The 11,791-nt window shown below is 60.4% G+C and carries 15 protein-coding genes; 2 read left to right on the forward strand and 13 right to left on the reverse strand.

Annotation, left to right across the window (positions count from 1 at the left end):
• Nucleotides 1–23: 23 nt before the first annotated feature.
• The 7 genes from eglC to AC0L3L_RS20755 form a co-directional block, all read right to left on the reverse strand.
• Entirely contained in the window at nt 24–1,415 is a 1,392-nt protein-coding gene (gene eglC / locus AC0L3L_RS20725; protein ID WP_473638941.1) for an endo-1,3-1,4-beta-glycanase EglC, read from the reverse strand.
• A 268-nt stretch (nt 1,416–1,683) separates the two neighbouring features.
• Nucleotides 1,684–2,505, reverse strand: coding sequence for a D-glutamate cyclase family protein (locus AC0L3L_RS20730; RefSeq protein ID WP_473638942.1), 822 nt, complete (start codon nt 2,503–2,505; stop codon nt 1,684–1,686).
• Between the two features lie 189 nt (nt 2,506–2,694).
• Nucleotides 2,695–3,510 carry a type III secretion system export apparatus subunit SctT gene (gene sctT / locus AC0L3L_RS20735; RefSeq protein ID WP_473638943.1) on the reverse strand — a complete coding sequence of 272 codons (816 nt, stop codon included), beginning with the start codon at nt 3,508–3,510 and terminating at the stop codon, nt 2,695–2,697.
• A 9-nt stretch (nt 3,511–3,519) separates the two neighbouring features.
• Nucleotides 3,520–3,789 carry an EscS/YscS/HrcS family type III secretion system export apparatus protein gene (locus AC0L3L_RS20740; RefSeq protein ID WP_473549951.1) on the reverse strand — a complete coding sequence of 90 codons (270 nt, stop codon included), beginning with the start codon at nt 3,787–3,789 and terminating at the stop codon, nt 3,520–3,522.
• A gap of 18 nt (nt 3,790–3,807) precedes the next feature.
• Entirely contained in the window at nt 3,808–4,461 is a 654-nt protein-coding gene (sctR, locus tag AC0L3L_RS20745; RefSeq protein ID WP_065006906.1) for a type III secretion system export apparatus subunit SctR, read from the reverse strand.
• Nucleotides 4,454–5,428 (reverse strand): type III secretion system cytoplasmic ring protein SctQ, encoded by a 975-nt coding sequence (sctQ, locus tag AC0L3L_RS20750; protein WP_473638944.1) that lies wholly within the window; start codon nt 5,426–5,428, stop codon nt 4,454–4,456. Before sctQ ends, sctR begins: the two co-directional genes overlap by 8 nt.
• 152 nt (nt 5,429–5,580) lie before the next feature.
• Nucleotides 5,581–5,865 carry a hypothetical protein gene (locus AC0L3L_RS20755; RefSeq protein ID WP_473638945.1) on the reverse strand — a complete coding sequence of 95 codons (285 nt, stop codon included), beginning with the start codon at nt 5,863–5,865 and terminating at the stop codon, nt 5,581–5,583.
• Here AC0L3L_RS20755 and AC0L3L_RS20760 point away from each other — a divergent pair.
• The gene (locus AC0L3L_RS20760; protein ID WP_473638946.1) at nt 5,845–6,072 is read left to right on the forward strand and encodes a hypothetical protein; all 228 of its coding nucleotides are present in this window, start codon (nt 5,845–5,847) and stop codon (nt 6,070–6,072) included. The genes AC0L3L_RS20755 and AC0L3L_RS20760 overlap by 21 nt on opposite strands.
• On the opposite strand, the gene AC0L3L_RS20765 is transcribed toward AC0L3L_RS20760, so the two are convergent.
• From AC0L3L_RS20765 to AC0L3L_RS20790, 6 genes are read right to left on the reverse strand one after another with little or no spacing between them, the layout of a single operon-like run.
• Complete coding sequence (locus AC0L3L_RS20765; protein WP_473638947.1) at nt 6,056–7,414, reverse strand: FliI/YscN family ATPase; 1,359 nt, start codon at nt 7,412–7,414, stop codon at nt 6,056–6,058. The genes AC0L3L_RS20760 and AC0L3L_RS20765 overlap by 17 nt on opposite strands.
• A complete protein-coding gene (gene sctL / locus AC0L3L_RS20770; RefSeq protein WP_473638948.1) occupies nt 7,411–8,031 on the reverse strand; it encodes a type III secretion system stator protein SctL in 621 nt (206 codons plus the stop codon). The genes AC0L3L_RS20765 and sctL overlap by 4 nt, the downstream gene beginning before the upstream one ends.
• Nucleotides 8,032–8,036: 5 nt before the next feature.
• Complete coding sequence (locus tag AC0L3L_RS20775; protein WP_473638949.1) at nt 8,037–8,660, reverse strand: SctK family type III secretion system sorting platform protein; 624 nt, start codon at nt 8,658–8,660, stop codon at nt 8,037–8,039.
• Entirely contained in the window at nt 8,657–9,496 is an 840-nt protein-coding gene (sctJ, locus tag AC0L3L_RS20780) for a type III secretion system inner membrane ring lipoprotein SctJ (RefSeq protein WP_473638950.1), read from the reverse strand. Before sctJ ends, AC0L3L_RS20775 begins: the two co-directional genes overlap by 4 nt.
• 9 nt (nt 9,497–9,505) lie before the next feature.
• Nucleotides 9,506–10,138 carry a hypothetical protein gene (locus AC0L3L_RS20785; RefSeq protein WP_473638951.1) on the reverse strand — a complete coding sequence of 211 codons (633 nt, stop codon included), beginning with the start codon at nt 10,136–10,138 and terminating at the stop codon, nt 9,506–9,508.
• A gap of 20 nt (nt 10,139–10,158) precedes the next feature.
• Nucleotides 10,159–10,635 carry a type III secretion protein gene (locus tag AC0L3L_RS20790; protein WP_473638952.1) on the reverse strand — a complete coding sequence of 159 codons (477 nt, stop codon included), beginning with the start codon at nt 10,633–10,635 and terminating at the stop codon, nt 10,159–10,161.
• A 16-nt stretch (nt 10,636–10,651) separates the two neighbouring features.
• On the opposite strand from AC0L3L_RS20790, the gene AC0L3L_RS20795 reads away from it, so the two are divergent.
• Complete coding sequence (locus AC0L3L_RS20795) at nt 10,652–11,773, forward strand: L,D-transpeptidase (protein ID WP_473638953.1); 1,122 nt, start codon at nt 10,652–10,654, stop codon at nt 11,771–11,773.
• Nucleotides 11,774–11,791: the final 18 nt, after the last annotated feature.

Consider the following 11,791-nt stretch of genomic DNA (forward strand, 5'->3'; position numbering starts at 1 on the left):
GTGCCGAGCCCATCTGTCAAATGTTAGATAATCCAATCTTGCAACGCATAGGCATGGATGTAGTCGATCTGCATTTCCGCAGGGGTCGCGAGCCCGTCGGCAGGTGCTCCCGCTTGGCCACCAATCCCCATATTCACCAGCATATACATCGGGTCATGCATGTCGGCAGGCGTTGCGGCACGAGCGACTTCGACGTCGTCGAAATACCAGACGAGTTCGTCTTCTGTCCAAAGCACGCCGTATGTGTGGAACCCTCCGGTATCCGAGGTATAGGCCGTCGAGCCCACTGTTGTATGAGTTCCCGTCGCGTTCGAGTGGCCTGTCAGAATGAGCTTGTTTGGATCCTGACCGAACATCTCTATAACGTCCAGTTCCGGTGGCCAGGAGCCGTCCTCCGGGAGAAGCCAGAAGGCCGGCCATGTACCTTGTTTTTCGGGCATATCGGCCCGAATCTCAAAATAGCCGTAGGTCTGCGCGAAGGATTCGTAGGTCGTCAGCAAACCTGACGTGTATTGGTAATTATTTATATAGGGCCGGATCGCCTCAGGAGCCCGGGCGGCGGTAATCGTGAGAACACCGTCCTCGATGCTGAACGGATTGACGGACCGTGTCGGGGCGTAGTCGGTATCGATGTACCATTGAAGATCGTTTGTGGTCGTGAGCGTGCTGCCGTTCGCGGCCCCCCACCAGTAGTTCGAATCCCAGGTGCCGCTCGAGCCGTTCCACAGGTCCAGCGTGTCGAACTCGTCCGAGAAGGTGAGTTCCAGAGCCGACCTGTCCACGGCCAGCTTGAACTGGCTTGCGGTGAAGTCGCCGATGGTCTTGTTGGCGAAGACGAGAAACTCGCTATCGGACAGATCAAGTCGGACGTTCGCTCCCGACTGGACCATGTTGGCGCGCACCTCCTCGAAGGAGGTGAAGCCGTAGCTCCCGACGCGAACGGTATCCGTCGCGCCAAAGTCCAGGATCAGATCACTGCCGTTGCCGGGGGTCACGACGAAAATGTCCGCCCCGGATCCGCCCTTGAGAACGTCATCGCCCTGCAAGCCGTCGAGCGTCTGTTGGCCGGAGCCGCCGGTAACGATGTTGTCTAGCGCGTTTCCGAAAGCATAGCGTTTGTCGCCGGTGACCGTCAGGTTCTCGAAATTCGCTGGAAGCTCATAGCTCATCCAGGTCGAGATGGTGTCCACCCCCTCGCCAGACAGCTCGACCGCGTTGTTCTTTGAGGAATACAGATAATAGATGTCATCGCCCTTGCCGCCACGCATTGTGACGGTGACGCTGCCGTCCCCATACATCGAATCGTTGTACGTGCTGCCATAAAGTGTTGAGCTGGAACTCGTCGCCGAATACCACTTCACGGAGGACCCACTGTAGGGAAGTGGAACGCCTTTGGCGTTCAGTACCGTGGCCATGCCGGTCTTTTCTCCTTTGTCTCGCCTCCATTGCAGCCCTAACACTTATTGAGGGCAAAAGGAGCCAGTACTTTTTCACTTTCGAGTTCGGAAGGTTACCAAATGGTTATCACGTAGCGGGAGCACTTGCCGGGGAGCTTCACTGCCTCGAGTGCATAAGGTTGGGCCACTGCAACATGATCGAAGATGTGGCAAGGCAGATCGAGACCGACCCTCACCGCATTTCGCATCTCGAATAGCATTACCGCTGACCGGTGATGAAGAACTGCTAGTAGACTTTGAAAGCGCCCGCATCGGCTCGTGCATCCACATCGGTGATCAGCATGTGCCCCGGCGATACCGTGATCGAGGTCGCGAGTTCGGCACGAGCAAGTGCATCCTGTGCGGTGATGCTGCTGGCCCAGAATACAGGGACCTCCCCGTCCATGATTTTGACCGCGTCGCCCCAGTCGGGAGCCATCAAGTCGGCAATTCCAATGACCGTGGGATCTCCGACATGGATGGGGGAGCCGTGGGCATGCGGGAAACGTGCGGTGAGGGCGCGAACCCTGTCGACATCGCAACGCCTTATCGGACGCATCGAGACGACCATTTCGCCACCAAACGGTCCGACGCGGCAAGTCTGGATCCTGGTTCGGAACTTGGGTGAGGCCTTGCCGCAGCCGATGCGGCTCAGTTTCTTTTCGGCAAGTGCAGCTTCGACGGTCAGCGAGCTGCCGAGCGCGAAAGCGGCAAAATCATCCCGCCACAGGTCGATGATGTCCGTTCTCTGACGCGTCAGCTCCCCGAAGTGATAGATGTTGTACTGGGGGGCATCGGTGCGAATGTCGATATCGCCCAGCGCCGGGATCAATGGACTGCCGGCGCGATTCACGCCGACCAATGGACAGGATTTCGGGTTGCGGATGCAAAACTGGTGAAAATCGCCGGCAAAGCTGCGGGGCACAATCACGACATTGGCCTGGAGCTTGCCGCGCGCCAGCCCCCCTGTATGGCCCTCATAGGCGCCCATTCTGACAAGCCTGCGCAGCCTATCCGCATCGACCAGTCGCAGGTCCTCGAAGATCGGTGAAGTGGTCAGGCGAGCCATTGCTTCCGAGCGCGTTTCAGAGACAAATCGGGAGGGCGTAAGATCGTTGGCAGCTCGGCTGCTTGTCAAATCGTCAGAATCTTTCCTCAACGATAAATTGTATTTATTGGCCGGCCAACGATTGCTTCATCTTGCGACCGACGCTTGCGCAAACCTTCCTGTTGTCCAAATCTTCCTGCCTTCCTGTTGTCATTGACAGCTGCGGCAGCCGATCGCTTCTATCTGTCGGCCCGCCTCGTGCAGGAAGCCAAGGTCGCGGTTCATGTAGAAGAGCAGGAAAGCAGAATAGAGGACAAAGACGAGGCTAAACACCAGTGTCTTCACGATCAGCGAAAGCGCAAAAACGTTGAGGTGCGGTGAGGCGCGCGCCAAGAAGGCCAGCACAAGATCGGACAAGAGCATGCTGATGATGAGCGGGAAAACCAGGGTCAACGCCATCAGCAGAATGCGGTTCAGCAGATCGAGGAAGATTGCGGCGGCATCCTTGCTGAACACCGGCAGAAGCTGGTCGATCGGCCACAGGCCATAGCTGTCGTAGAGGCTGGTCAGGGAAAGCTCGAGGCCGCCGGCAGCCAGGTAGACCGTGACCATGATGACGGCGAGCAAGGTGCCGGTGGCGCTCGTCTCATGGGTCATCATCGGATCGATCAGCGTCCCCATCGTCGAGCCGCGCTGCAGGTCCAGGATATCGCCGGCAGCCTCGGCCGCCCAGAACGGTATGCCCATCGCCAGCCCGAGCGTTACCCCGACGACGACCTCCTTGAGCATGTAGGCGACGATCATCGTCGTCGCGATGTCGGTGTTCGTCAGCTTATTCACGATCATCGGAAAGACCGGAACCGCCAGCGCCAGAGCAACGCCGTTGCGCAAAAGGCCCGATAGCGGCACACGCGAAAAGAGTGGCATCAGGAGCATGAATCCGGTCATGCGTGCGAGCGCGAAAGCTCCTGCCAAAAGATAGAACTGAAGCTCTTTGACCGACGCGAAGAATGGTTCGACCGGCATCTGCGTGCTTCAACGCGTGACGACGGGGAATTCGTCCAGCGCCGTTGAGGCCTGCTCGGCGATCTGCTGGCCAAGCAGCGGGCCGAAGACGATGACGACCAGCAGGATCACGACGAGCTTTATCGTCTGCGGCAGCGACTGGTCCTGAATTTGCGTCAGCGCCTGGGCAAGCCCGACAAGGATGCCGACGGCCATCGCCGCGATGATCGCTGGGCTCGACGCGAACAGCACCGTCAGAAGCGCGCTTTGGACCTTCGCCAGGATGAAGTCATTGCTCATGCAAACCTCCTAGCGGCGTCAGACATAACTCAGGATCAGGCCGTGCATCAGCCGCGACCAGCCATCTATGGCGACGAAAAGGAACAGTTTCAGCGGGATCGAAATGAGGACCGGCGAGACCATGATCATGCCGAGCGTCATCAGGATATTCGCAACAACGATGTCGATGATGAGGAAGGGAAGATAAAGCAGAAAGCCGATTTCAAACGCCCGCGTAAGCTCGGACGCGACAAAGGCAGGAACAAGTATCGAAAGATCATCGTCTTTCAGATTTTGACGTGCCTGTTCCGGCCACAGGCGGTTCGTCCCGTCAAGAAAGAACTGCCGCTCTTCCGGCTGCGTGAATTTGATGAGGTGCTGCTGCAATGGTTCCCTGACCAGTTGCGCCGCCCTGGCGAGGTCGTCCGTCGTCTGGAACTGAACCTGCCCTTCCTGAAGCCGGCCCGTCATTTCGCTCAGCAATGGCGTCGTAACATAGACCGTGAGCACGAGCGCTATGCCGTAGAGGACCAAATTGGGCGGCATCTGCTGGACGCCTAGCGCATTGCGGATGAGGAACAGCACCACCGAGATTTTCAGGAACCCGGTCATGGTGACGACTGCCAGCGGCAGCAAACCGACGAAGCCGACGGCAATCAGGATCCCAAGCAGGTTGGGCGAATTGTCAAGCATTGTCGAACATGCGGGCGATCCGCACGCCCAGGCTCTCTCCAATGCGCACGATCTCGCCATGGCCGACGCGTTTGCCATTGGCGATGATGTCGACCGTCTCCTTCGTCACATTGGCGAGCGGAACGATTGCACCGGGCGCAAGCTGCCTTACCTCGCCGAGAGGCATTGCCGTGCGGCCGAGCTCGAAGGCAAGCGCAACCGGCAGTTGGTCCAGAGTTGCCTCTTCCAATGTCTGGTCGGCGTGCGGCGGCGTGTTTTGGTTCATGGTCCACTCCCATTTCGATCCAGCGATTGCAGTCGGGACGGCAAGCAGTTGCGGTCCACTGGCAGTCAGCACGGCCGGGGCATAAAGCCGCTCGGCAATGACCAATGCCGCCTCTTCCTCATCGTCGTCGAAAAGTATTACATCTTCAGGTTGTAGGCTTTGAAGCTCACCAAGGCTGATTGTAAGCGCGTGGCGCCAGAGGCAGACGGGCAACGGTAATTCGGCAGGCACCGGGAGCCTTGCTTTGCCGATCTGGTCGAGAAAGCGCCCGGCCCGCACGGCCAGACCGACGCTATCGGTATGCAAGGCGCAACCTATGGTTTCGTCCTTGTCGGTCAGGACGAGAGTCAGCGCGGTTTGGTCCAAAACGCCGCCTTCTTGTTCGATCGACGTGATCGCGATCGTCTCGCCGAGCTTGCTCTCGATCCATTCAAGATCGTCTTCGAATACGGACTCCAGCAGCAGTGCGGCGTGAGCGGGTGCTAGTCGTTTCGGATCGATTAGCTCGTCAGCCTTGGCAAGACCCCGTTCGACAACAGATAGCGGCAGGCGCAATTTGCCCGCCATGTCTGCGAGAGTGAACGCAATTGTGCACAATGGCTGGTCCACAGCGTTCGGTGCCGGCCAGACGGCAGCGATCGACATGGTTTTCCCGGCAATCGTGATCTGCGCGGGAGCACGACGGCGGTAGAAGGCGTTCAATGCCCCAACCTCCACGGCCGCAACAGATTCCAAAGTCAGCGGCTCGCCAACGCTTGAGCGTGTGCGTCTCACCGGCTCTGCGCGCGCTTTCTTTTTTGCCGACGCCAAGGCCTGAGGCATCACACTTCCATATTCACGATCACGGATTGGGACTATCGCTCTGTAGGCAAGCGCAGCGGACTGCGCTCGTCTTCCTCGGAAAGCTCGGCCAGCGCGAGGCGACGACGCGCAGTGCGTTTGGTCAGATGCTCCAACAGCCCGTCCAGCTTCGTCACCGCCCTCATGCTGGCGCGATGATCATTGCGGGCTGCCGATAATTCGGCTTTGCGTCGTTGCTCGGTGACGCCGGCCAGCTTCTCGTTGTCCCGAAGCTGCTCGGTTTGCCTGGCGGCGCGCTCGAACTGTCCCTGAAGCCTATGAAGGCTGGCGGCCTTCACCGGCTGTCCAACAAGCGAACCGAACGCTGCATTCTCAGCATCGGCTGTGCGCTGCAGGTGTTTGCTGACCGCGGCGGCCGCCTGCTGAACCGCTCCGGCGGCTCGCTGCGCGGCGGCGTATCTCCTTATGACCGCTTCGTTTGCGCGCTGTTCACCGTGGCGCCTGAGGTCGCGCAATCGTGCGATCATGTCACGATCTTTCATTGACGATCCCCCGCATGCGTTCGCGTGTCCTCTCGATGGTCTCGTGTGTGGCGGACGGCTGTCGCAGGAAGGCGTTGATGGTGTCGATCTTCGCCACCGCCTCGTCCGCCACCGCATCGCTGCCCTTTTCATATTCGCCAACGCGCAGCAGCAATTCGACGTCGGCGTAGCGGGCGAGCAGCTCCCGCAAGCGGCCGGCGTCCGACCGATGCTCGGACGGCACCACCGTGTCCATGAGACGGCTGCGGCTGCGCAGCACGTCGATGGCCGGGAAATGATTGCGCTGCGCAAGTTCGTTTGACAGAAAAACGTGGCCATCAAGAAGCGCCTGGATTTCTTCGGCAACCGGATCCAGGGTGCCATCGCCCTCCAGGAGAACGCTGTAGAGGCTTGTAATGGAGCCGATGCGGCCAGGCCCTGAGCGCTCGAGTAATCGGGGCAGAACTGCAAAAAGCGAAGACGGAAAACCGCGACGCGTTGGCGGCTCGCCTGAAGCGAGGCCAATCTCGCGCTGCGCACGGGCAAACCGAGTGATGTTGTCCATTGCCAGCAACACATGCTTGCCCTGGTCGCGAAAATATTCGGCAATGCTGGTCGCCACATAGGCGGCTTTGACGCGCTCGATCGCCGGCCGGTCGGACGTCGCGACGACGATGATTGCCCGCGCCAGCCCTTCCGGCCCGAGCTGATGCTCGATGAATTCGCGCACTTCACGTCCGCGTTCGCCGACAAGAGCCACCACGGCAACATCTGCGTCGGTGCCGCTGACGATATCCGAAAGCAGGATCGACTTGCCGACACCAGGTTCGCCGAAGATGCCGACGCGCTGCCCACGCGCGCAGGTGAGAAGCCCATCGAGGGCGCGGATACCGAGCTGGATAGGCTCGGAAATCAAGCTGCGCTCCAGCGGCGATGGCGGATAGGCATTGACCGGATAGCTGCCGGTAATGCCATCCGGCGCAAGCGGTTTGCCATCCAATGGCTCGCCGAACGCGCTGATCACCCGACCAAGCAGGCCGGGCCCGACGCGCACCGTTTGGGTCTTTCCGGTCGCAATGACCTCCGTGAGGCTTGAAAGGCCGGTGAGATCGCCAAGCGGAACAAGGATCGCCATGTCGTCCATGAGCCCAACGACTTCCGCCTTGGTCGCCGTGCCGGTCCTGGGATCTAGGAGTTCGCAGATCTCGCCGATCCGAACCTCCTCCACCGTCGCGTGAATGACCGTGCCGGTGACCCGCCGTACACGCCCTTTCCTGGGTCGGCTGGCATCGTCGCGCAGGCCGGAACGCAGGTTCGGAACGATCGATGCGAGGCGGCTCTCGAGCTTGCTGGCGGGACTTGTCATGCCGCCGCCTCGGCCTTTGATGAAATCGCAGCGGCAATGGCATCGAGCTGTGCCTCGATGCTGGCGTCAATGACGGCAATGTCGGTCGAGAGGATGCAGGCGCCCGTCGCCAGCGTATCGTCCGCGTCGATCTCGACCGTCATGCCCAAGTCGCTCTCGCGCAGGACCGCGTTCAGTTCGTCGCGAACCCTGTTAACGGAAGCAGGATGAAGTCGGATCTTCAGATATTTGGCGCGGCGAATTTCAGTGACGGCCTGCGCGGCCGCCTTGGCGACCAGCATGCTCGCGTCGAATTCTCCCAGCACGCGCCTGACGACATCAAGAGCTAGATTGACGATTTCGGCTTCCAGTCCACCGAGATAGCGATCTACCTTGACCGCGGTCTCGCTGACCAAACGCGCGGCATCCGCGTCGCCTCGCGCCTTGCCATCTTCATAGCCCTGCGCATATTCGGCCGCATAGGCTCGCCGAGCGGCGTCACGCAACTGCTGCGCATCACGCCTGGCCTCGTCGAGAAAAGCGTACGCATCCTGCCAGGCGCGTGCCTCGGCAGCGCGCAGGATGCGGGCGACGGGGCGCCTCGGCACGGCAGTGGTCGCTTTGCCCGGTTCGACCATCTCGCCTAACCCATCGCCCGTCGAACAATCGCCGGACCAGCTTCGGCAAATGGTTCGGCCGTCGGATGGTCAACAAGCTCATGCGGCATCAGCTTGAGGCGGACCCGAATGCTCGTTTCGCCCGGCATCGCCTGACACCAGGCGCCAAGGCAACGCAGGCCGTCGGCATGGACACGACGATGAATGTCTTCCAGGGGCTCCAACGGCTGCATTGGACCGGCCAGATCGCGGTTGGCGACTGCGAAAGCGCAGATTTCCGCGCCGAGCGCTGCCTGCAGCGCGGCGGCTTGGCGTCCGTCGATGACGGCGGCCAGACTGCCGGCCCAGTAGATCGCGCCCGCACGAAGCGCAAGTTCCTCCAACTCCTCTCCCGACGACAAAGCAATCGCACGGTCTATCTCATCGGCTGGTTCGTCGGAAACGGCGCCGCTGAGGCCGTAACGATCGAGCAGAAGCTCCGACAATCGCTCATGCAGGCGCTGCGACCGCAACATACGCTCGCAGGCAGCCTCGCCGATCGTGCCGTCAAAGCATTGCGCCAGCCGGGCCGCATCCGCATAGCCGGCGGGATTGGCCATGAATGTCTGCCATTCCGGGCTGGCAGTTTGCGTCGAGCCGGTCTGGATCATCTCTTCTTCACCGGCATTGCCGAAGCGTCGAGCGCATAAACGCCGGGTCGTCGATACCACTGGACGTAAGCCAAGCGGGCAGCCAGCGCGAATAGTGCCGCCGTCATGCTGTAAAACAGCCACATCGCGGCGGCGACGCTGTCGGGATGCAACCAGAGGCCGAGGAACGTTGTGAAACCTGGCTCGCCGTTTGCGTTCTCGGGAACTGCCGCGGTCACCGGAATGAGCGTGACGGACACATTGTCATAAGTCAGCCCCGCGATGCCTTTGGCCACCAGCATCTTGACCTGAGGGATCAGCTCATTCATCGGAACGGATGCGCGATGCCGGATGAAAACGGAGGCGGACGATGGGACCAGCCGCTGTCTCAGCGGATCGTTTTCGGGCAGGACGAGATGAACGCGCGCGGAAAGCACACCGTCGATGTCCGAAATCGTCTGCGACAGCTCCTGGCTCAGGCCATAAATCATCGTCGCACGCTCTTCGACCGGCGAGGATACAAGCCCGTCTCGCTTGAACACGTCGCCGAGCGTCTGGAATTCCTGTTTGGGCAACCCGCTTTCGTCGAGAATCGCCATGGCTTCGGCGAAACGGTCCTTCTGTACGGAAACCGTCATTTTGCCGTCCTTGCCGGCCTCGCGTTGGGCCGGGATGCCGTGACGCATCAGCGTGGCTACGATCTCGTTGGCCTGCCGCTGGTTGAGGTTGGAATACAGCTCAACCGAGCACGCCTGGAGCACAAGCATGCTCACCACGACGAGCGCGACGCGGCACCGGGCGCCGCATCGATTCAATAGTGTTGACCGCCGCGGCGAGGATAGTGTGTGCACGAACACTCCGTAGGCTTACTGTTGCTTGATAAGCGTGCTGGTGGATGACGTAACGGCCGTTACGCTGCTCGTGACCACTTCGAGATTGGCGGCTGCCCACATCACCGAAATGGATCGTTCGAGCAGTTGCTCGGCATTTTTCGCGGTGGCATTTTCGCCTTCCTTGCCTGACGGGGCGGTCTTGCCGGCGCCATCCTGCATGGTGGCCGTTTCAGCATTCACGGGGGCGTTTGCCTGGCCAAGCGCCTTCTGGACCTGCTGCATGGTCCCTTCCAGCGACTGAACCGCAGAACCGAACAATGCGGACGGATCCGTGAGCGCCCCGCCCCCAGCCTTCTCCACCTCGGCCAGATAGTCGAAGAGCTTGTGTTCGGCGACCGGCTCGGTCTTTTCCAATTTGGAGGATTGTCCGGCCATTGCCGGATTGGCTCCCGAAGACACCTGCGCCACCTGCTGGCCTGCCCGCATGGCGACATCCCCGCGTTCAGGCATGCCAACCTTCGCGGCCTCATGTTTTTCCTGATTGGCACCCACCATTCGGTTACCCGGCTGCGCTGTCGTTCCGGCGGTGATCTGCTGCTGCGAAGTTACGCTGGTGGTCAAGTTTGCCAGTGTGGCTTCCAGGGCTCCAATCGGCGCGATTTGCATGAACCTGCCCTCCTGCTTGCTTAGTTCGGTTTGCCGGAGGGAACATTCTGCGCCTCCGCTTGCCTGCCGCGGAAAACGCGGACCGGAACAACTTTGCCAGCCTCCTGCTTCGTGCTCGGCGCCGCAGGAACTCCCAATGTTTTCCTGACGAGTTCAACATAGGACGGCGGCCCCGATACCGAGACAACATCGTCCTGCGTGGACACCTTTATCGGAAACTTCGGGTCGATGACCCCCAGCCGCGAAAGCCGATCTTCCGCATTGGCAGCCGTGTTGGCATCAAGCGCGATCATTTCCGTCCGGACCTCAGCCTCGGTCGCGACGTTCATGACGATGCCATCGAAATGCCAGACCAACCCGTATCGATTGCAAATCTCTTGCAGAAACTCGCGGGCGGTGCCAACCGGCATGCCGGCGCTTAAACGCCCCTTTACGAGCTTGCTGACACGCATGGGCACCCGCATGTTGCGGCCCAACTCGACCAGCGCGTCAGCCACCGACTGATCGACGGTGATGTATTTGTACGGGCCGGCAGGCCAGCGCGGCTCGGCGGCGTTGGCCGGCGACGAGGCAAGGCCGAACGCCAGGATCATCGCAAGACCGCAGGCGGCAAAAGCAGCCCTGGCTCCCAACAACCGATCCGCATGGCAGGTGTCGCGTCCCGTCAACATTTGTCCTATCGCAAAGGGACGCACGAGCGATGGCCCGCGTCGCTTGTCTCATGGTTTACCCGCCGATTCACTTTATCGTGCACATCGCGGAATTGGAAGTCCAATTGGATTGCACATGAGTATTTGGTGCCAAATGTTGCGAACCGCCAGCAAAGCGATATGGTGCGCGCTGGAATCAGGTGATCGCCGGCCGAACGCCTGGATGCAGAAGGGATCGGTCCTGGTGGCGGCAAACATGATCCTGCTTGCGAATTTGCCTGTTCCCGTCAACTTTGCCGGACGCAAAGTCCGGGTCACGCCGCGCCTGATCCAGAGCCCGCGCCTTATCCGGAGGTTGTGTGCATCAGTTCTGGTAGCTGCCACCTCGATTGCCGCCATGACGCCGGCGCAGGCCCAATCGAATAGCGGTTATGACCCACGAAGCTGGGCTTACGATCCGGCAAGAAATGTGCTGGTCTCCCCTTCCGCTCCCGATCAGACTCCGGATGAAGAAATCCAGCCCGATTGGTCGGCAATCCCCAGGGAGGTCGTGCATTTCAGCGAGGCTCAACCGAAGGGATCGATCGTCATCAACACCACGGAGCGGCGCCTTTACTACATCTTGGGGAACGGCAGAGCATTGCGATACGCGGTGGGCGTTGGAAAGGAGGGATTGGAATGGTCCGGCCGCGATACGATTTCGGACAAAAAGAACTGGCCAGATTGGCGGCCGCCGGCCGAAATGCGATCCAGAGAAGCATCAAAGGGCCGCTTCCTGCCCGCGCATGTCGAGGGAGGACCGAACAATCCACTGGGCGCGCGCGCATTGTATATCGGCGACACGCTCTATCGCGTCCACGGCACCAACCAGCCATGGACCGTCGGACAGGCCAACTCCTCCGGTTGCATTCGCATGACCAATGAGGACGTCGTCGATCTTTATGACCGAGTGAAGATCGGCAGCCAGATCATTGTGCGGCATTGATGGCCGTTCCCGAAAGCC

It is taken from the genome of Mesorhizobium sp. WSM4849 (assembly GCF_055811385.1).